Below are 25957 nucleotides of genomic sequence, written 5' to 3'. Positions count from 1 at the left end.
GGGGGCGTCGCTCAGGTCTCGCCCAGCAGGACCCGCACGGAGTCCCACGCCATCCCCGCGACCGTCCGCAGCGTGGCGACCGTCGCGCCGTCCCGCGCCCGGTGGGACATGCCCTGGACGACCGCCCCGAGGAACTCGGCGACGGCGCGCGCGTCGAGGCCGGCCGGCAGGATGCCCGCGTCGACGTCGGCCCCGATGCGGGCCTCCAGCCGATCGATGTTGGCGTTGCGCAGCTCGCGGAGGCGGTCGGCGACCTGCTGACCGGCGTCGGAGACCCGGGTGGCGGAGCTGATGATCAGACAGCCGCCGGGGCAGTCGACGTGGGCGTAGGCGTCGGCCGCCTCGTGGAGCAGGCGGTGGATCAGGTCGGAGGCGCGCTCCTCCTCCTCGAAGACGCGCTGCATGAAGCCGCCCCAGCCGTTGTTGTAGTGCTCGACGACGGCGAGGAACAGGCCCTCCTTGCTGCCGAAGGCGGCGTAGAGGCTGGGGGCGCCGATCCCCATCTCCCGGGTGAGGGTGGACACCGACGTGCCGTCGTACCCGTGCCGCCAGAAGACGAACATGGCTTTTTCCAGGATGTCTTCGAGATCGAACTTGCGGCCCTGGCCGCGTACACCTGCCATCGATGCTCCCATGTCGTCGGTGGCGCGCTCGGTCGAAGGCGCGCGCCGAAGGACGGCTTCACACCAGTGAAACATGATATTCATGTAGCGAGCGCTACACGAATGCTAGTGTGGCCACGCCGATGACACGAACCGTCACGCTCACGAGGTGTGACGTTCCGTCATATCACCAGGGCGGCGCGGCGGACACCTGACCGTCGGCCGCGACGCGCCACTCCCCGACCACCGAGGACCGCACATGCATGTCACCACTCCCTTCACCGAGGGCCTGACCCGCCGCCGCTCCACCGCCCCGTCCTGGACGGTGGAGGCGATCAAACAGGTCCGGTACCACATAGTCGAGGCCTCGGAGTTATTCGAGCCCGACAGCACCCTGCTGCTCTCCGGCTGCGCCGACGCCCCGTTACGCACCGGTGACCGCCGGCTCGTCGTGATCGACTCCACCGTCCAGGAGCTCCACGGGGAACGGATCGCGCGCTACTTCGACCACCACGGCATCGCCGCCACCCTCCTGCCCGTCCGCGCGGACGAGAGCGTCAAGCGCTGGGACGCGGTCACGGACGTGGTCGACGCGATGAACGAGTTCGGCATCGACCGCAGGCGCGAACCGGTGATCGCGATCGGCGGCGGCGTCCTGCTCGACGTCGTCGGACTCGCCGCCAGCCTCTACCGGCGCGGCACCCCCTACGTACGGATCCCCACCACGCTGGTGGGCCTGGTCGACGCCGGGGTCGGCGTGAAGACCGGGGTCAACTACGGACACGGCAAGAACCGGCTCGGCACCTACGCGCCGCCGGTCGCGACCTTCGTGGACCGCTCCTTCCTGCGCACCCTCGACGCCCGCCACCTCTCCAACGGGCTGGCCGAGATCCTCAAGATGGCGCTCATCAAGTCGGCCGAACTCTTCGACCTCCTCGAGGACTTCGGGCCGCAGCTGATCGAGGACCGCTTCCAGGGCAGCACGCCGGTGCTGGAGACCGCGGCCCGCCAGGTGATCTCCGAGGCCATCCACCTGATGCTGGAGGAACTGCAGCCCAACCTGTGGGAGCAGACCCTGGAACGGTGCGTCGACTACGGGCACACCTTCAGCCCCACCGTCGAGATGGAGGCGCTGCCGGAGCTGCTGCACGGCGAGGCGGTCGCCATCGACATGGCGCTCACCACCGTGATGGGACGGATGCGCGGCGACGTCACCAAGCACCAGGCCGATCGCGTCCTGACCCTGATGGAGCGGCTCCGACTGCCCCTGTGGACCGAGGTCCTGGCCCGCCCCGGCATCCTGGACGGCGCCCTCGCCGACACCGTGCGCCACCGCGACGGACAGCAGCGACTTCCCCTGCCTGTCGGCATCGGGCACCACCGCTTCGTCAACGACGTCACCCCCGAGGAACTGGGCATCGCGCTCAAGGAGCTCGACACCGCGCGGCGCGGCGGAGCCGGACTCCGGGCGACCGCCGGACTCGTCGGGGCCGGTGAGGCGGCGTGAAGTGGGACAACCTCTACATCGAGGGCTTCGGCTCCTACCTGCCCCAGGAGCGTGAGTTCGCCGCCGAGATGGTGGCAGCCGGACGGTACGACGAGATCGAGCACCAGAAGACCGCACAGGTGTCGGTCGTGGTGGCCCGCCCCGAACGCGGCGAGACCGCCCCCGAGATGGCGGTCACCGCCGGGCGCGCCGCACTCGCGGACGCCGGCGCCGACCCCGCCGACATCGACCTCCTGGTCCACGCGGTGGTGCTGCACAACGGGCTGGAGGCCTGGAACTGCGGCGCCTACCTCCAGGGCGAGCTCGGCATCACGGACTGCGTCCCGATCGAGATACGCACCGCCTGCGCGGGCGCCGTCGTCGGGATGGAACTCGTCGGCCGCTGGTGCGCGGGCTCCGGCAAGGGCATGGTCACCGCCTCCGACGCGTGGCAGCTGCCGCTCTTCGACCGCTGGGCCTCCGACAGCGGAGTGGTCTACGGCGACGGCGCGGGCGCCCTGGTCCTCGGCCACGACGGCGGCCCCTTCCGGGTGCTGTCCACCTCCGTGGTCAGCGACCCGCTGCTGGAGCGGATGCACCGGGGCGACGACCCGATGACGATGCCGCAGTACGCCTCCGACACCCCCCTGAACCTGCCCCAGCGGGTCTCCGCCTTCGTCGAGGACCGCGGCACCGAGGAGTTCTGGACCCGCAACGCCGCCGCCCTGTCGCGCTGCGCCGAGACCGCGCTCGCCGACGCCGGCGTGAACCACTCCGACATCGTCCGCTGGGTGGTGCCGAACTTCGGCAAGGTCCTGCTGCGCAAGCAGTGCTTCGTCCCGCTGAAGATCGACGCCGACCAGACGCTCGCCGCACGCGGCTGGGAGATCGGGCACACCGGCGCCGCCGACCCGGTCATCGGACTCGACCTGCTGCGCCGCTCCGGCACCCTCGTGCCGGGCGACCGGGTGCTGCTCACCGGCATAGGCGTCGGGTTCACCTGGGGCTGCGCGGTCGTGGAGTACACCGGCGCCCCCGCGCGCACCGCCCCCGCGCGCACCGCCGACGCACGCGCCATCGACGAGCGCACCATCGACGAGCGCACCACCGACGCGGACGCCACCGACGCGGACGCCACCGACGCGCCCACCACCGAGAAGAACGACACGACGGGAGGTGTCCGTTGACCGACACCATCAGGACCGAGAGCGCCGCACCCGCCCCCGCAGCGGCAGTGAAGGCCAATGCCGCGGTCTTATGGATGCTGCTCGCCGTCTTCGGCGTCGGCACCGTCGAGTACCTCGTGGCCGGCGTCCTGCCGGACATCGCGAGCGACGTCAAGGTGTCCGACGCCACCGCCGGCCTGCTGGTGACCGTCTACGCCGTCACCGTGATGATCGGCGGCCCGCTGCTCACCATCGTCACCACCCGGGTGCCGCGCACTCCGCTGATCATCGGCTCCATGGCGGTCTTCGTCGTCGGCACCCTGGGCACCGCACTGGCGAACAGCTTCCCGCTGCTGGTCGTCTTCCGGATCGTCACCGCGCTGCCGCACGCCACCTTCTTCGCCCTCTGCCTGGTCCTCGCCACCTCGCTGGTGCCGCCGGAGTTCCAGGGCCGGGTGATCGCCCGGGTCTCGCTCGGCCTGAACCTGGCCACCGTGCTGGGCGTGCCGCTCGGCACCCTGATCGGCGGCCAGTTCGGCTGGCGGACCTCCTTCGTGGTGGTCGCGGTGTTCCAGACCCTGGCGACCGTGGGGCTGGTGGCCGTCACCCGGCGCGCGCCCTCCCGCCCGGCCGGGTCGATCTCCGCCGAACTGACCGTCTTCACCCGCCCCTCGGTGTGGGCGGCCCTCACCCTGACCGCGCTCGCCCAGGCCGCGCTGTTCGTCGTCTTCACCTACATCGCGCCCTTCCTGCGCGACTACACCGGTTTCTCGGCCGGCCACGTCACCGTGCTCCTGTTCGTCTTCGGTGTCGGCTCGGTGGCCGGCAACCAGCTCGGCGGACACTTCGCCGACCGCTCCATCGACCGCACCCTGCTCGTCGCGCTCGGCGCGCTCGCCGTCGCGCTCGGCCTGCTCGCGCTCTTCGGCTCCAGCACCTGGTTCACCGCGCCCTGGCTGTTCGTCCTGGGCGCCGCGGGCTTCTCGATCATCCCGCCGCTGGCTTCCAAGCTGATCACCTCCGCGAGCGAGGCTCCCAACCTCGCGGCCACGGTCAACATCGCGGGCTTCCAGCTCGCCAACGCCGCCGGCGCCTGGATCGGCTCCCTCACCCTCTCCGCCGGCGGATCGCTGGTCTCGCTGCCCGTCGTCGGCGCGGCCCTCGCCCTGGCGGCCGTCCTCGCCCTCGTCGTGGGCACCCGCCGCTCCCGGGCCGTCGGCGGGGGGCGATGATGCGCGCCGCCGTCATCGACAAGCCGCACGCCGCGAGCCTGGTGGAGACCGACCGACCGGAGGCCGGGCCGGGTGAGGTCCTGGTCAGGATCGCCTACGTCGGCCTCTGCGGCAGCGACCTGGAGATCCTCCACGGCACCTCCGCGTACCTCGTCGACGGGCGGGCCGCCTTCCCGCACCGCTTCGGCCACGAATGGGTCGGCACCGTCGAGGAGTTCGGCACCGGTGTCACCGGGCTGCGCCGGGGCGAGGTGGTCACCGGTTCCACCATGATCCCCTGTCAGTCCTGCCGCTCCTGCGCCTCCGGCCGCCGCAACCTCTGCACCGAACTGCGCGAGGTCGGCCTGTACGGCTGGACCGGCGCCGCCGCCGAGTACCTGGTGATGCCCCGCCACGCCCTGGTCCCCTTCGGCCCGGGAACGGAGCGGCCGCGTCCGGAGCACGTGCTGGTCGAGCCCCTGGTCACCGTCCTGGAGGCGGTCGACGCGGCCGACCCCCGGCCCGGAGACCGGATCCTGGTCATCGGCGCGGGCACCATGGGCAGCCTCGCCGCCGCCGTCCTCACCCGCTACCCGGTGACCGTCGACATCGCCGAACCCGGCACCGTCGGCCACCTGCCGCCCGGCAGCTACCACGAGCGGTTCACCCGCACCGGCGAGGCCCCCACCGGCTACGACATCGTCGTGGAGTGCTCCGGCGCCCCCGGCACCCTCAACGCCGCGCTGGACCGTCTGCGCCCCGGCGGCCTGTGCCTCCTGGTCGGCGTCCCCGCGCAGACCGAGACCGTGGAACCCGGCCGGATCGCGCTCGACGGCATCCGGATCGTCGGGGTCCGGCACGGCGTCGACCACTACGCCCGCGCCGTCGCGCTCGTCGACGAGGTCGGCGCCGGCCTGGTCGACCGGGTGGTGCCGCTCGACGAGGTCGCCCACGCCTTCGAGGTGCTCCAACTCGGCCGCATCCGGCCCAAGGTGGTGCTGGGCGTTGGCTGACCTCCGCACCGTCCTGATCACCGGCGCCAGCAGCGGCATCGGCCGGGCCGCCGCCCGGGCGCTCGCCAGCCCCGGCCACCGGCTGCTCCTCGGGTACTCCGGCGGCGAGGACCGGATCCGCCGGGTCGCCGAGGAACTGCAGCGGACCACCGGCGCGGAGTGCGTCCCGGTCCGGGCCGACCTGCGCGAGCCGCAGGCCGCCGTCGACAGCTGCCTGGCCGCCATCGAGGAGGCCGGCCGCGTCGACTGCCTGGTCAACAACGCCGGCATCAACGACCGCAGCGCCGCCGACGCCCTGGACCTGAAGCGGGCGGACGAGGTGTTCTCCGTCAACACCCTCGCCCCCATGGCCCTCGCCTCCGCGGTGGGCCACCGCATGATCCGCGACGGCGTCCGGGGCAGCATCGTCAACGTCACCTCCGTCCACGAGAGCGTGCCCATCACCGGCGGGGCGCTCTACTGCGCCAGCAAGGCCGCTCTGGGCATGATCACCAAGGTGCTCGCCCTGGAGTTCGGCCGGTACGGCATCAGGGTCAACTCCGTCGCCCCCGGTGAGACCGCCACCGCCATGAACGGCGTCCACGACGAGGACACCTACCGGGAGATCTCCCGGCCGGACATCCCGCTGGGCCGACCGGGCGGGGCCGAGGAGATCGCCTCGCTCATCGCCTACCTCGCCGGCCCGCACGCCGGCTACGTCACCGGTGCCTCGGTCGTCGCCGACGGCGGACTCGTCCTGACCGCGGCGGAGGCCAACGCCCGCCACGCCTTCACCACCGTTCCTCCGAAGGAGAACCCACCGGCATGAAAGCCGTCACCTTCCACCACACCGGCGCCCCGGACGTCCTGACCCTCGACGAGGTGCCCGAACTGCCCGTCGGGCCGCAGGACATCCGCGTCGCCGTCACCGCGGCCGCCGTCAACCCGGTCGACCTCAAGACCCGCTCCGGCTTCCTCACCCTGAACCTGACCTACCCGGCCGTCCCCGGCTGGGACGTCTCCGGCGTCGTCACCGAGATCGGCGGCGAGGTCACCCGGTTCACCGTGGGCCGGCAGGTCGTGGGCATGATCGCCCAGCCGGCCCACCGCTACGGCACCTACGCCGAGCAGGTCGTCGCCGACGCCCGCCTGTTCGCCCCGGCCCCGGTCGGAGTGTCGCTGGAGGAGGCCGCCGCGCTCCCGCTCGCCGGACTCACCGCCGTCCAGACCCTGGACAAGCTCACGCTGCCGCCCGGCGCACCCGTGCTCGTCACCGGCGCCGCCGGCGCGGTCGGCCGGATCGCCGTCCAGCTGCTGCTCGCCGACGGACACCGGGTCGACGCCCTGGCCCGGGCCGGCGACGCCGAAACCCTGCGGGCCATCGGCGTCGGCACCGTCCACACCCGGCCGCAGGACCTGCCCGCCGCCACCCACACGGCCGTCGTCGACACCGCGGGCGTGGCCGCCGCGATCCGCGCGGTCGCCGACGGCGGCCAGTTCGTCGCCATCGACGACAACGACCAGCCGGCCCCCGAGCGCGGCATCACCCCCCGCAAGAGCTACGTCGACGAGAACGGCGACCAGCTCCGCGCCCTGAGCGACCTGGTCGGCGCCGGCCGCCTCACGGTGCCGACCGGCCGCCGCTACCCGCTCGCCGACGCGGCCCGCGCCCACCAGGACTTCGGCGCCGGCGGCCTGCGCGGAAAGGTCCTGCTCCTGCCGTGACCCACCCGCACCCGCACCCGGCACCGGCCCCGCTCCACGGAGGAACCCCCGCATGACCACGACCCCGGATCGCACTCCGGACACCCGCCCACCGGCCCACCGGATCACGGTGGCGGTGCCCGACGTCGCGCAGGCCACGGCCTTCCTCGCGGACCTGACCGGGCCCTCCACCGCGCGGCGCGACGGCGGGGCCGGCACCGTGTCGTTCTCCGCCGGCACCGAGGTGCGGTTCGTCCCCACCGCGCCCCTCGCCGCCCCCGACGCACCGCCCCGCCTGGTCGACATCGGCACCAACCACCTCTGCCTGCGCGTCGGCGACATCGAGGCCGCCGCCGCCCACCTGGAGAAGGTCCCCGGCGTCGACGTCCTCGGCGACATCGTGGCCATCCCCGAGGGCCCGATCCGCGGGAACCGCTGGATCTACTTCCGCTCCCCGTGGGGCACCCTCTTCGAACTGCAGCAGTGGCCCGACACCCCCGGCTACGCCGACACCACCGCCGAGCGGCTCCACCACGGCCAGCGGCCGGCCGACGACGCGGCCCTGCCCACCCTGCTCGGCCTGGACCACACCGGGTACAGCGTCCGGAGCCTCGACGCCACCGTCGACCACCTGGTCGCCCACCACCGGGCACGGGTGGTCCTGCGCACCGAGATCGTCGCCGACCGGGCCTTCATGCGGCGCCAGTTCGACCTCGACGTCGAGGGCACCTCGGCGATGGCCATGCTGGTCGTCGACGACGCCGTCAACCTCGAACTCTTCGAACACGGTGTCCCCGGCCAGCAGCCGCCGCGCCCCCTGGACCGGATCGGCGGCAACCTGCTCGAACTCCACGCCGCACCGCACCCCGCGGCCACGGCCCACCACGCGCCCTTCGGGCTCACCCTCCCCCGGCCGGTGACCGGGTGAAATTCGGCATCAACCTGCCCAACTTCGGCCACCAGATGACCCCCGAGGGCATGCTCACCTGGACCCGCGAGGCCGAACGGCTGGGCTTCGACACCGTCCTGGTCTCCGACCACCTCGCCCTCACCGACGACGCCCACCGGCGCTCACCCGCGCCGTTCTACGAAAGCCTCGCCACCCTGTCCTGGCTGGCCGGGCAGACCGGGACGATCCGTCTCGGCGCGGGCGTCCTGATCGCCCCGCACCGCCACCCCATCGCGCTCGCCCGGGCCACCGCCACCATCGACCGGCTCAGCGGCGGCCGCCTCGTCGTCGGCTTCGGCGTCGGCTGGGCCCCGCGCGCCTTCGAGGTCCTGGACGTGGACTTCCACCGCCGCGGCGCCCTCACCGACCGAACCCTGGACGTCCTGGTCGAGGCCTGGACCTCCGACGTCATCACCCACCGGGGCCACCGGGTGCACACCGCGCCCCGGCCCGTGCAGGACCCGCACCCCCCGCTGTGGATCGGCGGCAACGGGCCGCGGGCCCTGGAGCGCGTCAACCGGATCGGCACCGCCTGGCACCCGCTCCACCCCAGCCGACAGCTGTGCCTCCAGGCCACCGAGGCCCTCGCCGAGGGCAAGCAGTTCGCGCCGAGGATCTTCTTCCTCCCCACCACCGCCCCCGTCGCCACGGAGTCCCGGCCCCTCGGCTACGGCACGCCCGACCAGATCCGGGCCGACATCGCCCTGCTCCGCGACAGCGGCGCCGACCACGTGATCCTCGACACCGACCCCGGCGACCAGCGTCTGCGCCGGGGCTGGGAGCAGGACCTCGACCTGATCCGGCTCGCCGCCGACATCCTGGAGATCGGATGACCGCCCCCCTCGCCGTGACGGCCCGCGCCCTGCTCTTCGACATGGACGGCACCCTGGTCGACTCCGCCGCGTCCATCGACCGCGTCTGGCGGGAGTTCGCCGCCCGCCACGGCCTCGCCCCCGACACCGTGCTCGCCGCGCTGCCCGGCCGCACCGCGCAGGACATCGTCGCCGGCTGCCTCCCCGCGGCCGACGGCGACACCGTCGCCGCCGAGGTCGCCCGGATCCGGGAACGCGAGGAGGGCGCCACCGACGCCGTCGCCGAGATCCCGGGCGCCCGCCGGCTGCTCACCTCCCTGCCCCCACGCGCCTGGGCCGTCGTCACCTCGGCCTCCCGCACCATGACCGAGCGCCGCCTCGCCGCCGCCGGACTGCCCCTGCCCGAGGTCACCGTCTGCGCCGGCGACGTGCGGGCCGGCAAGCCCGACCCGGAGGGCTTCCGCACCGCCGCCCGCCTCCTCGGGGTGGACATCGCCGACTGCCTCCTCTTCGAGGACTCCGCCCCCGGCCTGCTCGCCGCCCGCCGCTCCGGCGGCACCGCCGTCGCCGTCGCCGCTCCGGCCGGCGAAGCGGCCCCGTACCGCGTGGACGACCTGACCGCCGTCACCGCGCACCCGCGGGAGGGCCGGATCCGGGTGGAGATCCGGCCGTCCCGGGCGCACGCCCAGTCGGCCGAGGGGATGTCGGCCGAGGGGATACGGCGGTGAGCCCGCGGGCGGTGACGGAGGAGCCCGACCTCCGGGTGCGCACCGAGGTCGCCGTCGACCTCGGCGGGACCTGGCTGCGCATCCGCACCGGGTCCGGGCGGGCCGTACGGCTCCCCGCGCCCAGCGTCCTCAACCGGCCCGGGGAGGATCCGGCCGTGCTCCTCGACCTGCTGGTCGAGACCCTGGCCGACGCGGTGCCGGCGAACGCCCGGGTGGCGATGTCCTGCGGCGCCGCGATGGACGAGGAGCACGGCGTGCTGCACGGGTCGGGCCCGCTCTGGGGCGGCGGCCCGGAGCGGCCCGTACCGCTGCGCGCCCTGCTCACCGCCCGCCGCCCGGACGTCGACTGGCACCTGTACAACGACGTCACCGCGGCGCTGGCGAGCTTCGTCGAGCGGTTCGCCGAGCCCCACCACCGCCGGGTCGTGTACGTCACCGTCAGCAGCGGCATCGCCCTGCGCACCGCCGACCTCACCGAACGCTCCGTCCCGGTCGACGCCCACGGACTGCAGGGCGAGGTCGGCCACCTCCCGGCCGTGTCCACCGCGCCCGACGCCGTCCGCTCGCTGACCTGCCCCTGCGGCGGGACGGGCCACGTGGCCGCGCTGGCCGCCGGCCCCGCGCTGCCGCACGTCGCGGCCGCCCTCGGCATGGAACGCCCGGAGGCGGTCCGCGAGGCCCTCCCCGGTCTGCTGCGCTCCGGGGACCCGGCCGCGCACCGCCTGCTGGCCACCGTCGTGGAACCCGTCGCCGAGCTCGTGCGCACCGTGCGCTGCCTCGATCCCCGGACCGACCTCATCGGCATCGGCGGCGGCTACGCGGAGGGCCTCGGCGACCCGTACCGCGCCGAGCTGGTCCGCCGGGTGAGCGAGGTGCGCAGCTACGCCGACCGCGACCCCGAGCGGGCCGGAGACGGTCTGCGGCTCTGCCGGCCCGGCGAGGTCGACCCCATGGCGGGCGCCCTCGCCCTCTCCCGCGGCGCACTGACCGTCACCAAGCGCTGAATTTCACCAGGCGCTGACCTTCACCAAGCGCCGAACGTCACGAAGCGCCGAACGTCACCAAGCGCTGACCGCAGTCCCTTCGACCGACACCCTCCCGGAAGGACCTCATGCCGGCCACGGCCACCCATCGCGCGATCGTCCGCCACGGCACCACCTGCCGCATCGAGGACGTCCCCACCCCGGACCCGGGCGAGGGCGAACTCCTGCTCGCACCCGAGCACGTGAGCCTCTGCGGCACCGACATCCAGATCCTGCGCGGCGACCGCGACGACCCCTCTCCCGTCGTGGGGCACGAGGGCGCCGCCCGGGTCGTCGCCGTCGGGCCCGGCGCCGACGGCTTCGCCCCCGGGGACCGGGTGGTCGTCAACCCGACCCACCCCGGCGACCCCTCCTTCCTCCTCGGCCACAACGTGCCGGGGCTGTTCCAGCAGCGCGTCCTCATCGGCGCCTCGGCCGTCCGCGGCGGCCTGGTCTCCCACCTTCCCGAGGACCTCCCCGCCGCCCGCGCGACCCTGGTCGAGCCGTACGCCGTCGTCCGCTACGCCCTCTCCTGCCTGGCCACCTCGGCCCCCGACACCCTCGTCGTCCACGGTGACGGCCTGACCGGCAATCTCGCCGCCCTCCTCGCGCCCCGCTTCCTCTTCCCGACGGTCCGGGTCGTGGTGGTCCACCGCACCGAGGCCGGCCTCCGGTGGACCCGGGAGCACGTCCCGCACGCGGTGGGCGTCCTCGACACCGAGCCGCTCGACCGGTACACCACCGGCAGCGTCGCGCTCCTCGTCACCACCCACCGCGGCGGGACCGTCCGCGCCGTCGAGGCCGCCCTCGGCTCCCTCGGCGAGCGGCTGGTAGCCGTCCACCCGCTGGGCGGCGTCCCGGCGCGTGCCACCACTCCCCTGCTGCCCGGCGTCGACCTCGACGGCGTCCGCCGCGCCAACACCGGCGGATCCTGGCCCCCGGCCACCACCACCTTCACCCGCCCGGGCCTGGGCCTCACCCTGAGCGGCAACCGCGGCGTCACCAGCCCCCAGCTCGTCGCCGCCGCCGAGGCCCTGCGGACCGACGGCACCGCCGACCCGCTCCTCACCCACGTCATGGAGCTGGAACCCGGCGTGCGCCACCTCAACCGGATCATCGGCGACCGCACCCGCACCGTCGACGGCGAACTCGTCGTCCGCCTGGTCATCGACCTGGGCAACGGCCCCGGCCACCGGGGCGCCCGCCGGCCGTAACCGCGCCGTACGCCTGCGCGGCGCCCCGCCTTCGGGGTGCCGCGCAGTTGCCGGTCGCCGTGCCCGTGACCAGCAAACCGGCAACTGAGCGGCACCCAGGAGACGTTCGGGGCAGAACCATTGACCCGGAGTCAGCGCCTCCGGAAAAATCCGCGACCATGACTACGCGCGTAAACCTTCTGTCGCGGTGGCTGGTCGCCCCGCTGCGGTGGGCGGCTCTGCTGTCGGTGCTGGTGTCGGTCGGCGTGTTCTTCGCCGGCGCCGGAACGGCCCAGGCGGCACCCGCCTGCGGAGTGCTCTCCACCGGCGCGGCGACGCAGGCGACCGACGCCGTCCGCTCCGCCTGCGGGCTGATAGGCACCCCGTACTCGTGGGGCGGCGGCCACGGCTCGCAGCCCGGCCCGACCTACGGACTCTGCGACTCCGCCAACGGCGCCCCCGACGACTGCAACGTCCGCGGCCTGGACTGCTCCGGCATGGTCCGCTACGCCTACTACCTGGCGGTCGGCGCGGACGTCATCAACGGCACCACGCGGACCCAGTGGCCGACCTCCCGGGCCGTCGCCCGCTACTACCGGTCGGACGGAACCGCACCGCTGCTCCCCGGCGACCTGGTGTACTTCGGCAACACCGCCTCCACCATCCACCACGTCGCGATGTACCTCGGGCAGGGCTGGATCGTCGAGGCCCCCTACTCGGGCGGCTACGTCCGGGTCGCGGCGCTCTCCTCGCACGACGACTACTACGGCGCCATCCGGCTGTACGGCCCCGGCAGCACCACGACGCCGCCGACCACGCCCCCGACCACCCCGCCCCCGTCGAACAACGGCCAGTACTGGGTGGACACCCTCGCCAACGCTCCGGTGTACGGCTCCCCGACCTCCACCACCAGCACCGGGACGCTCTACCAGGGCACCAACTACGTCTACTGCAAGGCCTGGGGCCGTGAGGTCTCCAACGGCAGCGGCTACAACCACTGGTGGCTGAAGACCGACCCGGACGTGGGCCCGGGCGGCCAGTGGGTGTCGGCCTTCTACCTGTCGCGCTGGGGCAACGACGTGGCCAAGGACAACAACGGCACGACCATCCCCGACTGCCCGGGCGGCGGCACCCCGCCCGCCACCGGCAAGTACTGGGTGGACACCTTCGCCAACGCGAGCGTCTACGCCTCGCCGACCTCCACCAACGCCACCGGAACGCTGTACCAGGGCACCAACTACGTCTACTGCAAGGTCTGGGGCCGTGAGGTCTCCAACGGCAGCGGCTACAACCACTGGTGGCTGAAGACCGACGCCGACTCGGGCCCCGCCGGCCAGTGGGTGTCGGCCTTCTACCTGTCGCACTGGGGCAACGACGCCGCCAAGGACAACAACGGCACGACCATCCCCAACTGCTAGGACCCGTTCGGGACCCGTCCCACCCGTGCCGGTCGCGGCCCCTCCCCGGTGGCCGCGACCGGCACGGGCGCTTTCCCCGCGGCGGCCGCGGTCCTCCTCCGGGACGACCGTGACGCTCCCCGCGGCGGCCGCGGCCCTCTCCCGGGTCGGCCGCCCGGACCGATCAGGATTCGAGAAGCGCCCGGCCCCGCCGCGCGCCTAGCGTTGCAGTCATGAGCGACATCACCATTCACTGGACCTTCCTCCCCCACACCGACCCCGAGGCCTCCCTCGCCTTCTACCGCGACCTGCTCGGCTTCGAGGTGCGCAGCGACGTCGGCGGCGGCCCGATGCGCTGGATCACCGTCGGCCCCGCCGGGCAGCCCGACGTCTCCCTGGTGCTGGAGCCGGCCTCCGCCGACCCGGGCCGCACCGAGGAGGAGCAGCGGACCGTCACCGAGATGATGGCCAAGGGCACCTACGCCCGGATCATCCTGGGCACCCACGACCTGGACGGCGTCTACGACCGGCTGAAGTCCGGCGGCGCCGAGCTGGTCCAGGAGCCGACCCGGCAGCCGTACGGCGTCCGCGACTGCGCGTTCCGCGACCCGGCGGGCAACATGGTCCGCTTCAACGAGCTGGGCTGAGCCGGGCCGAGCCACGGGCACCGCCCCGCCGCGCGCCGTCGGCCGTACCCGCGACCGCTCGACCCCGGCCGGACCGATGGTCGGATCAACGGTCGGATCGATGGTTGGATCCAAGGGTTCGAGCACACCGACGGCGGACGCGGGGCGGGGCGGGCCCGCCCATCAGCCCACTCCGAAGACCGCCGAGACCCAGGGAGCGAAGAGAACGATGCCCAAGCGGACGGACGCGCAGCCGCACGTCGCCGACAGCCACGACCTGATCCGCGTGCACGGCGCACGCGAGAACAACCTCAAGGACGTCAGCGTCGACCTCCCCAAGCGCCGGCTGACGGTGTTCACCGGGGTGTCCGGCTCCGGCAAGAGCTCGCTGGTCTTCGACACCGTCGCCGCCGAGTCCCAGCGGCTGATCAACGAGACCTACAGCGCCTTCGTCCAGGGCTTCATGCCCACCCTGGCCCGCCCCGACGTGGACGTCCTGGAAGGCCTGACCACCGCGATCATCGTCGACCAGCAGCGGATGGGCGCCGACCCGCGCTCCACCGTCGGCACCGCCACCGACGCCAACGCGATGCTGCGCATCCTCTTCAGCCGCCTCGGCACCCCGCACATCGGCTCCCCCAAGGCCTTCTCCTTCAACGTCCCCTCGATCAGCGGTGCCGGCGCCGTCACCGTCGAGCGCGCCGGCAAGACGGTCAAGGAGCAGCGCAGCTTCAGCATCACCGGCGGCATGTGCCCGCGCTGCGAGGGCCGCGGCACCGTCTCGGACATCGACCTCACCCAGCTGTACGACGACGGCAAGTCGATCTCCGAGGGCGCGTTCACCATCCCCGGCTGGAAGACGGACAGCTGGTGGACGGTCGGCGTCTACGCCAACTCGGGCTTCCTCGACCCGGACAAGCCGATCCGCGAGTACACCGAGCAGGAGATGCGGGACCTCCTGCACCGGGAGCCGACCAAGGTCAAGGTCAACGGCGTCAACCTCACCTACGAGGGCCTGATCCCCAAGCTCCAGAAGTCCATGCTGTCCAAGGACAAGGACGCGCTGCAGCCGCACATCAGGGCCTTCGTGGAGCGGGCCGTCACCTTCACCGCCTGCCCCGACTGCGAGGGCACCCGGCTCAGCGCTGCCGCCCGCTCCTCCAGGATCGCCGGGATCAGCATCGCCGACGCCTGCGCGATGCAGATCAGCGACCTCGCCGCCTGGGTCGGCGACCTCGACGAGCCCTCGGTGGCCCCGCTGCTCGACACGCTCCGGCAGACCCTCGACTCCTTCGTGGAGATCGGCCTCGGCTACCTCTCGCTCGACCGCCCCGCCGGCACCCTCTCCGGCGGCGAGGCCCAGCGGGTCAAGATGATCCGCCACCTCGGCTCCTCGCTCACCGACACCACCTACGTCTTCGACGAGCCCACGACCGGCCTGCACCCGCACGACATCGACCGGATGAACCGGCTGCTGCTGCGCCTGCGGGACAAGGGCAACACGGTGCTGGTGGTGGAGCACAAGCCGCAGACCATCGCGATCGCCGACCACGTGGTCGACCTCGGCCCCGGGGCGGGCGCGGCCGGCGGCACGGTCTGCTACGAGGGCGACGTGGCGGGGCTGCGCACCAGTGGCACGGTGACCGGCCGCCACCTGGCCGACCGGACGGCGCTGCGGGCGACCGTACGGAAGCCGACCGGCACGCTCGCGATCCGCGGCGCGAACACCCACAACCTGCGGGACGTGGACGTGGACGTCCCGCTCGGGGTGCTCACGGTGGTGACCGGGGTCGCGGGCTCCGGCAAGAGCTCGCTGATCCACGGCTCGCTGTGCCGACGGCCGGAGGCCTCGGGCGAGGGCGTGGTCTCCGTCGACCAGGGGGCGATCAAGGGCTCCCGGCGCAGCAACCCGGCCACCTACACCGGGCTGCTCGAACCCGTCCGCAAGGCCTTCGCCAAGGCCAACGGCGTGAAGCCGGCCCTGTTCAGCGCCAACTCCGAGGGCGCCTGCCCGACCTGCAACGGCGCCGGGGTGGTCTACACCGACCTGGCGATGATGGCCGGGGTGGCCACCACCTGCGAGGACTGCGACGGAAAGCGGTACCAGCCGGCGGTGCTGGAGTACCACCTGGGCGGGCGGGACATCGCCGAGGTGCTGGCGATGCCGGTGACGGAGGCGGAGGAGTTCTTCGGCTCCGGCGAGGCGAAGCTCCCGGCCGCGCACCGCGTCCTGGAGCGGCTCGCCGACGTGGGGCTCGGCTACCTCAGCCTGGGCCAGCCGCTCACCACGCTCTCCGGCGGCGAGCGGCAGCGGCTCAAGCTGGCCACCCACATGGCGGACAAGGGCGGCGTCTACGTGCTGGACGAGCCGACCACCGGTCTGCACCTGGCCGACGTCGAGCAGCTGCTCGGGCTGCTGGACCGGCTGGTGGAGTCCGGCAAGTCGGTGATCGTGATCGAGCACCACCCGGCGGTGATGGCGCACGCCGACTGGATCATCGACCTCGGCCCGGGGGCCGGCCACGACGGCGGGCGGGTGGTCTTCGAGGGCACCCCGGCCGAACTGGTCGCCGCCCGGTCCACGCTGACCGGCGAGGCGCTGGCCCGGTACCTGGGCTGAGCCGGGGCCCTTCCGCCGAACGGGTCAGTCCAGCGGGAGTGCCATCTCCAGGATCCGGGCCGAGGCGTCCAGCACGTACGGCGTCGTCTCCCCGGTGTAGGCGAACCCGCGCCGCAGGTAGAAGGCGGCGGCGCGGGGGTTCGCCTCGTGCACCCCGAGCAGCATCCGCCCGGCGCCGCGTACCCGTGCCCAGGCGAGCACCGCGTCCAGCAGGGCGTCGGCGACGCCGCGGGCGCGGCCGCGGTGCGCCGGATCCACCCAGACACCGATCAGCTCGAGCGCGGCGGGGCTGGCCCGGTTCGGGACGGAGAGCATGGTGGCGACCCACTCGCCCGTGGCGTCGACCGCGACCAGGCCGAGCTTGTCGGGCTCGTTGACCCAGTCGCACCGGGCCCGCCACCGGTCCTCGCCCAGACCGCTCGCGTCCTCGTGGGTCTCGCCGAACGCCAGTGGCGTGTCGAGGAGTTGGGCCAGGCGAACCTTCCGCAGCCGCTGCCAGTCGGTGCGCCCGATCCGCTCGATCCGGTAGTCCACGGACATCGGCTCCACTCCCCCGTCACACGACGCTGCCTCCCTCGCCGGTGATCACCAGCGAGGGAGGCAGCGTAACCGGTGCCCGGACTACGGCTTGATGCGGACCACCTGCGGGTCGTGGTCGCTGGCCTGCTGGGCGAACTCGGCGTTGATGTGCACCACGTCGTACTTGGCGTAGCCGACCTCGGGGCTGACCAGGATGTGGTCCAGCACCTGCGAGTTGCCCTGGTAGACGTACGAGTACTGCTCGGTCTCCGGCAGCTCGTTCACCAGGTCGCGCAGCACGCCGTCCTTGGTGAGCGCGGCGAGCGCGGGCGAGAACTGGTAGTCGTTGAAGTCGCCGAGGGAGACGACCTTGGCCTCCTTGTCGGCGGCCAGCAGCTGGGCGACGAAGGCCTGCTCCACGGTGGCCTGCTTGGTCCGCTGCACCTCGGAGCTGCGGACCGGTTGCTGGAAGCGGCTGTCGATGCCCTGGTCGCCACCCTTGCTGTTGAAGTGGTTGGCGATGACGAAGACCTTCTTGCCGCGGAAGGAGAACTGGCCGACCAGCGGCTTGCGGCTGTTGGTCCAGGCCTCGTCGTTCGGCGCGATCCGGCCGGGCGAGGCGGTCAGCGAGGTGGCCGCGCCGGTGCCGGTGACGCCGACGGCGGTGGTGGCGCCGCCGCCGGGGATGTCGGTGAAGGACACCCGCTGCGGGTTGAACAGGAAGACCTGGCGGATGTTGCCGCCGGGCTCGCCGCCGTCCTTGCCGTCCTGCGGGTCGACCGAGCGCCAGTCGTAGGCCGGGCCGCCGGCGGCCTTGATCGCGGCGATGAACTTGGCGACGGTCTGGCTCGCGTCCACCGTGCCGTCGTTCTTGGCGCCGTTGTCGTCCTGGATCTCCTCCAGGGCCACGATGTCGGGCGAGCGCAGGTTGGTGACGACGCCCTGGGCCAGCTCGGCGAACTTGGTGTCCGGGTTGCCCGGGGCCAGGTTCTCCACGTTGTAGGTGGCGAGGGTGAGCTCGCGGTCGGTCGCCGGGGCGGTGACCTCGCGCTGGAGGTGGTTGTCCTTCAGGGTGCCCATGGTGCCGGCGACCAGGGTGTAGCCGCCGAAGTTGTTGTAGTCCAGCGGGCCGCTGGTGGTGCCGGTCAGCTCGTCGCCGACGTTCGCCACCGGGAACGGCTGCTGGGAGACCGCGGCCTGCTGCTGGACCATCAGGCGGCCGACGTTGGGCTCGCGGTAGGACTCGTACAGCACGCCGCCGCGCTTGCTGCGCTGGTCCTGGCGGTCGGCGGCGACCCACAGCTCGTTGTACTTGTCGGTCGCCTGGATCACCCGGACGTCCTTGACCTGGACGAGCATGCCCTCCAGGGACTCGTAGAAGTCCAGGGTGTACTTCTCCGGGTCGAGCTGCACGCCGTCGATCGAGCCGTCGGCGCCGGCCGGCGGGGCGTAGGTGCCGGGGATGTTGCGGGTGTCCACGACCACCGGGGCGGGCAGCGGGTTGCCGGCCGACAGGACGGTGACGCCCGGGGCGGAGATCTCGGTGAGGGACTGCGAGCCGCCGTTGAGGTTCGGGTAGTACTCGGTGACCTTGCCGCTCACCAGCACCGAGTCGCCGACCTTGACGGTCGGGTTGCCGCCGGTGAAGACGAAGACGCCCTCGCTGGTGGCCGGGTCGGCGTCCGGGTTCGGGTCCTGGATCCAGAAGCCCTTGGAACTGCCGTACGCGCGCACGCCGGTGACGATGCCGGGCACGCCGGTGACGACCTTGCCCGCCTGCGGGGATATCCGGGTGCCGCCCTGGACGTCGTGGATCCGCAGCGGGCCGGCCTCGGTCGGGGCGGGGGTCGCCGGCGCGGCGGCGTTGGCCACCGGCAGCGGCACGAGCACCAACGAGGCGGCCAGCGAGGCCGGGATCAGGGCGGCGCGCAGCAGGGCTCTGCGGGGGCGGGATGCGGGGGCGGTGGTCACCGGGGCTGGACTCCTAGCTCCGCCGTGCGGCACTGGCGTGGCACGGCGGTCCGGGCGGAGGCGCGCTTCGAGCGCGCGCTACTCGCGTAGAGAAGAAGCGGAGGACGGACTCCCGCCCCCCGCGGCGCCCCTCAAGATACGCGCGTAGAAAATGCCCCGACAAGACCCTGTCGGTGAACTGTCGGTTCCGCGGAGATGACTTGAGTCACGGTCAGCCCGGGCTTCTCACAGCCCGCTCCCAGCCGACTCCCAGGAAGCCCCGATCCGCTCCACGACCAGCTCGCACAGCTCGTGGGTGCGCAGCGCGTCGTGGGCGTCCAGGGTCTGCCCGGCACGGACGGCCGCCAGGAAGGCGAGCACGCACTGCTCGATGCCGCGCTGACGGGCCACCGGCACCCAGTCGCCGCGGCGGCGGACGGTCGGCTGGCCGCGGTGGTCGATCACCTCGGCCAGGTTGCGCACCTCGCGCTTGGAGTCGCCGCCGGAGACCTCCAGCACCTCCTCGGTGGAGCCGGAACACCGGTTCATGACGCCGAGGGCGGTGAACCCCTCGCCGGCCAGGGTGAGCACCACGTGCTCGACCAGGCCGTCCCGGGTGCGGGCCCGGACGTCCACGTGCTCGATCTCGCCGGGGGCCAGGAAGCGCAGGGTGTCCACGACGTGGATGAAGTCGTCGAACACCAGCGGACGTGCCGCCTCGGCCAGGCCCTCGCGGTTCTTCTGCAGCACGATCAGATCCCGCGGACGCTCCTTGGCCTGGACGTAGCCGGGCGCGTGGCGGCGGTTGAAGCCGACCATCAGCGAGCGGCCGGTACGGTCGGCGAGGTCGACCAGCCGGCGGGCACCGTCCAGGGTCTGGTCGAGCGGCTTGTCGACGTAGACGTCCACCCCGGCGGTGAGCAGCTGCTCGACGATCGGGACGTGCTGGTCGGTGGCGGCGTGCACGAAGGCGGCGCGGATGCCACTCCCGATCAACTCCCCCAGATCGGTGAACCGCTTCCCGGCCGCGATCCGGTGGGTCTCGCCGAGCCGCTCCAGCTTGGCCGCGTCGCGGGTCATCAGCCGCAGGTCGAGCCCGGGCAGCGCGGTGAGCACCGGCAGGTAGGCCTTCTGCGCGATGTCACCGAGCCCGATCACCCCGACCGGGAGGAGGCCGTCGGGGACAGAGGTCGAACTCATCGGAATCTCCACACATAGGCCGACACGTCGGGCCCACCCTATGCACCGGCTCCCGCGGGCCACCAACCCGCCACCGGCGCCCGCTCACTCGTGGGCGCTGATCTCACCGCCGGCGCTGAGCACGATGGAGATCCCGTTGGCGTCGACGCCGACGTCGTGCTGGTCCGCCTCCAGCGTGCCGTACACCGCGTTGTCCTGGCCGAGGATCTCCGCGCGGTACCGGAGCTCGCCGGTCTTCGTGACCTTGGCCGTCCAGCCGCCCGCGAGCTTGAAGGTGCCCGGCCCCTGGTGGCTCCCGCCCATCCAGGAGCGGATCCGGCCGTCCAGCGAGAGCATGACGAACATGCCGTTGGCGTCGAGTCCGTCGTCGTGCTCCTTCGTCTCCAGGGTGGCGAGCAGCTGCCCCTTGTTGAGGATCCTGGCGACGTAGTGCTGGTTGCCGAGGTCCCGGATCTCGGCCGTGCTGCCGTCCACCAGGGGTTCGGTGCGGACGCCCGAGGTCACCTTGGGCTGGGCGGCGGGCGTCGTCGCGGCGCGCCCGGTGGGCGTGGCGGCCGGGGTGGTGGCGCCGCGTGTGGCGGGCGTGGCCGGAGCGGTGGGCGTCGTGGCCGTCGCCCCGGTGGTGGCGGTGGCGGTCGGCGCGGTGGTGACCGCCGCGGAGGCGGTCGGTGCGGCCGCGCCCTGGGTGTCCGACGTGGAGGAGCAGGCCGTCGCGGCGGGTACCAGCAGGGCCGCGGCCAGGACGGTTCCGGCCAGCGTACGGGTGGCGGTCGCGCGGCGGGTCGTCGAGAGGGGCATGCGGGCTCTCCTGGCGCAGTACGGGTGAGGGGCACCCGGTGTCGGGCGCAGTTCGAAGCTAGTACGAACAGTTGACGGAATTGAGCGTTCCGTGTCACCGAACGGCAACGCCCCGACCACGCCGCACCGGTGACGTGCCGCCAGGTGCGGGCACGCACCGCCAGGTACGGCTGCGCACCGAACCGGCGGCCGGCCGACCGGCGGGGCCCTCACCCGGAGCCCGCCCGTCGGGGGGCGGTGATGCCGCGGCGGGTGGGAATCAGCGCGACCGGCGACCGAGTGCCGCGAGGAAGGCCGCACCCGACGGGAGCAGCGGGGGCAGCGGGGCGGCGGCCGGGTGCCAGGGCGCCTCGTACTCCCAGCAGACCCAGGCGTCCGCCGGGAGCAGGCGCAGGCAGTCGGCGATCGGCAGGACACCGGCGCCCAGCGGGAGCGGGGTGCGGTCATGGGGGCCGGCGATGTCCTTGACCTGTACGTGGCCGAGGTGCGGGGCGAGCGCGGCCGAGGTCTCGGCCGGGGTCTCGCCGGCGAGGTGGGTGTGCATCAGGTCCCACAGGGCGCCGACGGCCGGGTCGGCGACGCGGGCCAGCAGCCCGGCCACCGCCCGTCCGCCCCGGTGGGAGTCGTGGGTCTCGACGAGCACCCGGACGTCCAGCGCCCGGGCCTCCTCCGTGACCTCCGCGAGCCGCCGGGCGGCCCGGTCGTCGGCCTCGCTCCGCGGACCGTCGCCGCCGCGCGGGAAGACCCGGACGGCGGCCGCGCCCAGGTCCGCGGCGAGCCGCAGGTGGCTGCGGAGCGAGTCGGTCACCGGGGCATCCGGCCCGGGGGCGGCGACGCCGACGTAGGAGGCGAGCGCGAGGGGGGTCAGCCCGTGCGCGCGGAGGGTGCGGACGGCGGCACGGCGCTCCCCGGGGGTCATCACCGGATGGACGGACTCGCCCACGGCGCAGCGCAGTTCGAGCCCGTCCCAGCCGTGGTCGGCGCCGAGCCGGGCGGCCTCGGCCAGCGGGAGCCCGGGGAGGCCGAGGGTGGAGTAGGCGAGTGGCATGGCGGCTCCGTGGCTTGTCGGGCGGCCGGGAAGGGCCGGAGAGGGCCGGAGAGGGCCGGAGAGGGCCGCGCCAAGGATATATTCAAGCTGAGACAAAGTCCTGACCCACCCGGGCCCGACCCGGTCCGAGGAGCCCGCGATGCCCCCGAGCCGTACCCCTGCCACCGCCACGACGCAGACCGTCGCCCAGGTGAACCAGACCGTCCTGCTGGAGGTGCTGCGGCGGCACGGCACGCTGTCCCGGCAGCGGCTGGCCGCCGAGAGCGGGCTCAGCACCGCGACCGTGCACCGGCTGGTCGAGGTGCTGCGCGCCGAGGGGCTGGTGGAGGTGGAGACGGAGCGGGCGCCGTCCAGCGGCGGCCGGCCGCCCCAGCTGATCCGGTACAACGCCCGCGCGCAGACCGTGCTGGCGATCGCGGTGCGCCCGCGCCGGATCGTCGGCGCGGTGGCCGCCCTGGACGGCACGGTGCTGCACGAGGCCGAGCACCACTGGGCGTTCCCCGGCCCGGACCGGCCCGGGGAGATCACGGCCGCCGACCTGACCGACCCCCTGCTCACCCTGGTGGACGGCCTGCGGGACTGGGCCGGACGGCACGCGGGAGCGCCCCGCGCGCTCGTCGTGGGCGTGCCCGGGGTGGTCCGGGACCGCACCGGGCTGGTGGAGTTCGCGCCCGCCCTGGACTGGCCCGGGCTACGGCTGGGCGTGCTGCTCCAGGAGCGCTACGGCGTCCCGGTGGCGGTCGAGAGCAACGTCAACCTGGTCGCACTGGCGGTGCGGCAGTCGCCGGCCGCGGTCGGCGTGAGCGACCTGGCCGCCGTCGTGGTGGGCATCGAGGTCGGCGCCGGGATCGTGCTGGACGGCCGGCTGCACCGCGGGCGGCTGGGGGCGGCCGGCACGCTCGGCCACCTGATGTCCGGGCACGCGGCCCTGGACCGGCCGCTCGGGCGGACCGGCGACACCCAGGCGAGGATCGGCGACCACGCGGTGGACCGGCGGATCACCGAGGCGGGCCTGACGGTGTCCGGCACCCCGGCCGAGCGGGTGGCGGGCCTCTTCCGGCTGGGCCGCGAGGGCGATCCGGCGGCGATCCGGCTGATCGGCGAACTCACCGACGACCTGGCGCTGCTGGTGGCCAATCTGAGCGTGGTGCTCGCGCCGGAGCTGATCGCCCTCGGCGGGCGGCTGTTCTGGGAGAGCGGGGGCGAGCTGCCGGCCGCGATCGAGAGCCGGCTGCAGGGACGGGTGCCGGTGCTGCCGCGCCTGGTGGTCGTGCACAGCACCACCACCGAGCTGGTCGGCGCGGCCTCGGCGGCGGTCCGGCTGGCGGACGGGGCCACCTTCATCACCCGGTGAGCGGCCGGGGCGGCGTCGCGGTCGGCGCAGCCGGAGGAGTCGGGCCCACTATTTCTCACTATGATAGAAACTCCTTGTGCGTCAGTGATCCAACGCGCGCCGACGATCCGACGCGCGCGTCAGCGACCCGAGGAGAACCGGATGCCCACCGCCGTCTTCGCGATGGACCCGGAGCGCTTCCCCGACGTGTACGGCCCACAGGCCCGCGCCCGGGTCGCCGCCCGGGCCGAGCTGCTCACCGACCCGGCCTCCCCCGACGGGGTGTGGAGCGCCGAACGGCTGGCCGCGGCCGCACCGGAGGCGCTGCGCGCCGTCGAGGTGCTGTTCACAGGCTGGGGCGGCCCCGTCCTGGACGCCGCCGCCCTGGCCCGGCTCCCCCGCCTGCGACTGGTGCTCTACGCCGCCGGCTCGGTGCGCCGGATCGCCGGCGAGGCGTTCTGGTCGGCGGGCATCCCGATCGTCACCGCGGCGCACGCCAACGCCGTCCCGGTCGCGGAGTTCACCGTGGCCCAGATCGTCTACGCCCTCAAGGGCGGCTGGCGCCACGTCCTCGCCGCCCGGGCCGCCCGCGCCGCCGTCCCGGCCACCGCCACCCCGGGCGCGTACGGCTCCACGGTCGGCGTGCTGTCGCTCGGCGCGGCCGGGCGGCTGGTCTGCGAGATGCTGCGCGGCTACGACGTCGAGGTCGTCGCGCACGATCCGTACGCCCCGGCGCCGCCGCCCGGGGTCCGGGCCGTCGGCCTGGACGAACTCTTCGCCACCGCCGACGTGGTGAGCGTGCACACCCCGCTGCTGCCCGAGACCCGCGGCCTCGTCGGCCGGCGGCTGCTGGCCTCGATGAAGCCCGGCGCCACGCTGGTCAACACCTCGCGCGGAGCCGTGCTGGACGAGCCCGCGCTGCTGGCCGTCCTCGCCGAACGCCCGGACCTCTTCGCCGTGCTCGACGTCACCGACCCCGAACCGCCGCTGCCCGGCTCGCCGCTGTTCACCCTGCCCAACGTGGTCGTCACCCCGCACCTGGCGGGCAGCCGGGAGCTGGAGCGCCGCCGCCTCGGCGATCTGGTCGTCGGCGAGTTCGAGCGCTGGCTGCGCGGAGCGCCGCTGCTCCGGGCGCTGGACCCGCACACCTACGAACGGATGGCCTGACCCGTGCCCGACCCCCTGAGCCGGCGCGGCCGCCGCGCCCCCGACGTGGTGCTGATCCTGACGGACCAGCAGACCGCCGACGCGATGAGCGCCGCCGGGAACCCGTACCTGCGCACCCCCGCGATGGACGCGCTGGCCGCCGCCGGCACCCGCTACCCCAACGCCTACTGCGCCCAGCCCCTCTGCACCCCCTCCCGGGCCAGTCTGATGACCGGCCGCCTGCCCAGCACGGTCGGCGTCACCGGCAACACCGGCGGCCCCGAGGACCCGCTGCTCGGACGGCTGTTCACCGCGGCCGGGTACGACTGCGGCTACGGCGGCAAGTGGCACCTGCCGGAGCTCGACCTGCCCGCGGACCGGGGCTTCCGCCGGATCCACCCGGCGGGCGGGGACGACGCCGGACTCGCCCGCGCCGCCGCCGAGTTCGTCCGCGCACCGCGCGAGCGGCCGTTCCTGCTGGTCGCCTCCTTCCTGGAGCCGCACGGCATCTGCGAGTGGGCCCGCGGCCAGGACCCGCGCACCGGCCCGCTGCCGCCCGCACCGCCCGTCCCGGAACTCCCCCCGCTGCCCGCCAACTTCCCGGTCGCGCCGTACGATCCGGCGCTTCCCCGGCTGGCCCGGCTGGCCCAGCCGCACACCCACCCGACCACCGAGTGGCGGGAGGACGACTGGCGCCGCTACCGACACGCCTACTACGCCCTCGTGGAGCGGGTGGACCGGCACATCGGACTGCTGCTGGCCGCGCTGGAGGAGCGCGGCGGCGACCGGGAGACCGTGGTGGTGTTCAGCTCCGACCACGGCGACGGCGCGGGCGCCCACCGCTGGAACCAGAAGTGGGCCCTGTACGAGGAGTGCGTGCGGGTGCCCCTGGTGGTCTCCGCGCCCGGGGTGGCCGCCGGCGCGGTCGACGAGCGGCTGGTCGCGGCCGGGCTGGACCTCGTCCCGACGCTCTGCGACCTGGCCGGCATCGAGGCTCCCCGGGGACTGCCGGGCCGCAGCGTCCGCGCGGAGCACCCGCACGGGAGCGTGGTGGTCGAGACCCGCTGGGAGATCCCCGGCTTCGACAACGCCCTGGGCCGGATGCTCCGCGCCGGGCGGCACAAGTACGTCTGCTACGCCTGGGGCGACCACCGGGAGCAGCTCTTCGACCTCGCCGCCGACCCCGGTGAGCTGGTCAACCTCGCGGTCGACGCCCGGCACTCGGCGTTGCTCGACCGCTTCCGGGCCCTGCTGTCCCGGCACTGCACGGAGGTCGCCGACCCGTTCGCCCGCTTCGTCCCGCGGGCCGCCGGGGAGGCCCGGGCGCCGCACTGACACGGGCACCGCGCCGGTACGGGCGGCGCGCCGATACGGGCGGCGGGGGGGGGGGGGCCCGGGGGCGGCCCGGCCCCCCCCCCCCCGGCCCGCCGCCCCCCCGCCCCCCCCCGCCCCAGC

The 25957-nt window shown here is 73.9% G+C and carries 23 protein-coding genes; 17 read left to right on the top strand and 6 right to left on the bottom strand.

What is annotated here, in order from left to right; translation table 11 throughout:
• Positions 1-11 precede the first annotated feature (11 nt).
• The gene (locus tag ABZ449_RS16890) at positions 12-623 is read right to left on the bottom strand and encodes a TetR/AcrR family transcriptional regulator (RefSeq protein ID WP_360346221.1); all 612 of its coding nucleotides are present in this window, start codon (positions 621-623) and stop codon (positions 12-14) included.
• Between the two features lie 238 nt (positions 624-861).
• Between ABZ449_RS16890 and ABZ449_RS16885 the strand changes: the two genes are divergently transcribed.
• From ABZ449_RS16885 to ABZ449_RS16820, 14 genes are all read left to right on the top strand, one after another.
• Positions 862-2109: a sedoheptulose 7-phosphate cyclase gene (locus ABZ449_RS16885; protein ID WP_360346219.1), complete on the top strand. Its 1248-nt coding sequence runs from the start codon at positions 862-864 to the stop codon at positions 2107-2109.
• A complete protein-coding gene (locus ABZ449_RS16880) occupies positions 2106-3275 on the top strand; it encodes a ketoacyl-ACP synthase III family protein (RefSeq protein ID WP_360346217.1) in 1170 nt (389 codons plus the stop codon). The genes ABZ449_RS16885 and ABZ449_RS16880 overlap by 4 nt, the downstream gene beginning before the upstream one ends.
• Positions 3272-4486: an MFS transporter gene (locus ABZ449_RS16875; protein WP_360346215.1), complete on the top strand. Its 1215-nt coding sequence runs from the start codon at positions 3272-3274 to the stop codon at positions 4484-4486. Before ABZ449_RS16880 ends, ABZ449_RS16875 begins: the two co-directional genes overlap by 4 nt.
• Complete coding sequence (locus ABZ449_RS16870) at positions 4483-5478, top strand: alcohol dehydrogenase catalytic domain-containing protein (RefSeq protein ID WP_360346213.1); 996 nt, start codon at positions 4483-4485, stop codon at positions 5476-5478. The genes ABZ449_RS16875 and ABZ449_RS16870 overlap by 4 nt, the downstream gene beginning before the upstream one ends.
• A complete protein-coding gene (locus ABZ449_RS16865; RefSeq protein ID WP_360346211.1) occupies positions 5471-6286 on the top strand; it encodes an SDR family oxidoreductase in 816 nt (271 codons plus the stop codon). Before ABZ449_RS16870 ends, ABZ449_RS16865 begins: the two co-directional genes overlap by 8 nt.
• Positions 6283-7182 carry an NADP-dependent oxidoreductase gene (locus ABZ449_RS16860; RefSeq protein WP_360346209.1) on the top strand — a complete coding sequence of 300 codons (900 nt, stop codon included), beginning with the start codon at positions 6283-6285 and terminating at the stop codon, positions 7180-7182. Before ABZ449_RS16865 ends, ABZ449_RS16860 begins: the two co-directional genes overlap by 4 nt.
• A 52-nt stretch (positions 7183-7234) precedes the next feature.
• Positions 7235-8089, top strand: coding sequence for a VOC family protein (locus ABZ449_RS16855; protein ID WP_360346207.1), 855 nt, complete (start codon positions 7235-7237; stop codon positions 8087-8089).
• Positions 8086-8943 (top strand): TIGR03619 family F420-dependent LLM class oxidoreductase, encoded by an 858-nt coding sequence (locus ABZ449_RS16850; protein ID WP_360346205.1) that lies wholly within the window; start codon positions 8086-8088, stop codon positions 8941-8943. Before ABZ449_RS16855 ends, ABZ449_RS16850 begins: the two co-directional genes overlap by 4 nt.
• A complete protein-coding gene (locus ABZ449_RS16845; protein WP_360346203.1) occupies positions 8940-9650 on the top strand; it encodes an HAD-IA family hydrolase in 711 nt (236 codons plus the stop codon). Before ABZ449_RS16850 ends, ABZ449_RS16845 begins: the two co-directional genes overlap by 4 nt.
• A gap of 11 nt (positions 9651-9661) precedes the next feature.
• Entirely contained in the window at positions 9662-10654 is a 993-nt protein-coding gene (locus tag ABZ449_RS16840; protein ID WP_360346201.1) for an ROK family protein, read from the top strand.
• A 107-nt stretch (positions 10655-10761) separates the two neighbouring features.
• A complete protein-coding gene (locus ABZ449_RS16835) occupies positions 10762-11886 on the top strand; it encodes an alcohol dehydrogenase catalytic domain-containing protein (protein ID WP_360346199.1) in 1125 nt (374 codons plus the stop codon).
• A 158-nt stretch (positions 11887-12044) separates the two neighbouring features.
• Positions 12045-13283, top strand: coding sequence for a C40 family peptidase (locus tag ABZ449_RS16830; RefSeq protein WP_360346197.1), 1239 nt, complete (start codon positions 12045-12047; stop codon positions 13281-13283).
• A gap of 212 nt (positions 13284-13495) precedes the next feature.
• A complete protein-coding gene (locus ABZ449_RS16825) occupies positions 13496-13909 on the top strand; it encodes a VOC family protein (protein ID WP_360346195.1) in 414 nt (137 codons plus the stop codon).
• Between the two features lie 208 nt (positions 13910-14117).
• Entirely contained in the window at positions 14118-16508 is a 2391-nt protein-coding gene (locus ABZ449_RS16820) for an excinuclease ABC subunit UvrA (RefSeq protein ID WP_360346193.1), read from the top strand.
• A gap of 24 nt (positions 16509-16532) precedes the next feature.
• Here ABZ449_RS16820 and ABZ449_RS16815 read toward each other — a convergent pair whose 3' ends face one another.
• From ABZ449_RS16815 to ABZ449_RS16795, 5 genes are all read right to left on the bottom strand, one after another.
• A complete protein-coding gene (locus ABZ449_RS16815; protein ID WP_360346191.1) occupies positions 16533-17048 on the bottom strand; it encodes a GNAT family N-acetyltransferase in 516 nt (171 codons plus the stop codon).
• Between the two features lie 81 nt (positions 17049-17129).
• Positions 17130-18998, bottom strand: a complete 1869-nt coding sequence (locus tag ABZ449_RS16810) for an endonuclease/exonuclease/phosphatase family protein (RefSeq protein WP_360346189.1) — start codon at positions 18996-18998, stop codon at positions 17130-17132.
• 225 nt (positions 18999-19223) lie between these two features.
• Positions 19224-20177, bottom strand: coding sequence for a Gfo/Idh/MocA family oxidoreductase (locus ABZ449_RS16805; RefSeq protein ID WP_360346187.1), 954 nt, complete (start codon positions 20175-20177; stop codon positions 19224-19226).
• An 84-nt stretch (positions 20178-20261) separates the two neighbouring features.
• A complete protein-coding gene (locus tag ABZ449_RS16800) occupies positions 20262-20975 on the bottom strand; it encodes a hypothetical protein (protein ID WP_360346185.1) in 714 nt (237 codons plus the stop codon).
• Positions 20976-21234: 259 nt separating this feature from the next.
• A complete protein-coding gene (locus tag ABZ449_RS16795; RefSeq protein WP_360346183.1) occupies positions 21235-22023 on the bottom strand; it encodes a sugar phosphate isomerase/epimerase family protein in 789 nt (262 codons plus the stop codon).
• Positions 22024-22162: 139 nt separating this feature from the next.
• Between ABZ449_RS16795 and ABZ449_RS16790 the strand changes: the two genes are divergently transcribed.
• The 3 genes from ABZ449_RS16790 to ABZ449_RS16780 all read left to right on the top strand — a co-directional run bounded on the left by ABZ449_RS16790 (position 22163) and on the right by ABZ449_RS16780 (position 25837).
• Entirely contained in the window at positions 22163-23377 is a 1215-nt protein-coding gene (locus ABZ449_RS16790) for an ROK family protein (protein WP_360346181.1), read from the top strand.
• A gap of 141 nt (positions 23378-23518) precedes the next feature.
• Positions 23519-24523 (top strand): hydroxyacid dehydrogenase, encoded by a 1005-nt coding sequence (locus ABZ449_RS16785; RefSeq protein WP_360346179.1) that lies wholly within the window; start codon positions 23519-23521, stop codon positions 24521-24523.
• 3 nt (positions 24524-24526) lie between these two features.
• Complete coding sequence (locus ABZ449_RS16780) at positions 24527-25837, top strand: sulfatase-like hydrolase/transferase (protein ID WP_360346177.1); 1311 nt, start codon at positions 24527-24529, stop codon at positions 25835-25837.
• The last annotated feature ends 120 nt before the right edge of the window (positions 25838-25957 follow it).

The organism is Kitasatospora sp. NPDC005856 (genome assembly GCF_040629945.1).
In the GTDB taxonomy this organism is placed as follows: Bacteria; Actinomycetota; Actinomycetes; order Streptomycetales; family Streptomycetaceae; genus Kitasatospora.
This window is presented reverse-complemented; position numbering and strand designations above follow the sequence as displayed.

Excerpts from the sequence above, each read along its gene's own strand:
- ABZ449_RS16855 (WP_360346207.1), top strand. The coding sequence starts at position 7,235 with ATGACCACGACCCCGGATCGCACTCCGGACACCCGCCCACCGGCCCAC.
- ABZ449_RS16830 (WP_360346197.1), top strand. The coding sequence starts at position 12,045 with ATGACTACGCGCGTAAACCTTCTGTCGCGGTGGCTGGTCGCCCCGCTG.
- ABZ449_RS16835 (WP_360346199.1), top strand. The coding sequence starts at position 10,762 with ATGCCGGCCACGGCCACCCATCGCGCGATCGTCCGCCACGGCACCACC.
- ABZ449_RS16815 (WP_360346191.1), bottom strand. The coding sequence starts at position 17,048 with ATGTCCGTGGACTACCGGATCGAGCGGATCGGGCGCACCGACTGGCAG.
- ABZ449_RS16845 (WP_360346203.1), top strand. The coding sequence starts at position 8,940 with ATGACCGCCCCCCTCGCCGTGACGGCCCGCGCCCTGCTCTTCGACATG.
- ABZ449_RS16785 (WP_360346179.1), top strand. The coding sequence starts at position 23,519 with ATGCCCACCGCCGTCTTCGCGATGGACCCGGAGCGCTTCCCCGACGTG.
- ABZ449_RS16790 (WP_360346181.1), top strand. The coding sequence starts at position 22,163 with ATGCCCCCGAGCCGTACCCCTGCCACCGCCACGACGCAGACCGTCGCC.
- ABZ449_RS16820 (WP_360346193.1), top strand. The coding sequence starts at position 14,118 with ATGCCCAAGCGGACGGACGCGCAGCCGCACGTCGCCGACAGCCACGAC.
- ABZ449_RS16800 (WP_360346185.1), bottom strand. The coding sequence starts at position 20,975 with ATGCCCCTCTCGACGACCCGCCGCGCGACCGCCACCCGTACGCTGGCC.
- ABZ449_RS16860 (WP_360346209.1), top strand. The coding sequence starts at position 6,283 with ATGAAAGCCGTCACCTTCCACCACACCGGCGCCCCGGACGTCCTGACC.
- ABZ449_RS16870 (WP_360346213.1), top strand. The coding sequence starts at position 4,483 with ATGATGCGCGCCGCCGTCATCGACAAGCCGCACGCCGCGAGCCTGGTG.
- ABZ449_RS16885 (WP_360346219.1), top strand. The coding sequence starts at position 862 with ATGCATGTCACCACTCCCTTCACCGAGGGCCTGACCCGCCGCCGCTCC.
- ABZ449_RS16805 (WP_360346187.1), bottom strand. The coding sequence starts at position 20,177 with ATGAGTTCGACCTCTGTCCCCGACGGCCTCCTCCCGGTCGGGGTGATC.
- ABZ449_RS16795 (WP_360346183.1), bottom strand. The coding sequence starts at position 22,023 with ATGCCACTCGCCTACTCCACCCTCGGCCTCCCCGGGCTCCCGCTGGCC.
- ABZ449_RS16825 (WP_360346195.1), top strand. The coding sequence starts at position 13,496 with ATGAGCGACATCACCATTCACTGGACCTTCCTCCCCCACACCGACCCC.
- ABZ449_RS16890 (WP_360346221.1), bottom strand. The coding sequence starts at position 623 with ATGGCAGGTGTACGCGGCCAGGGCCGCAAGTTCGATCTCGAAGACATC.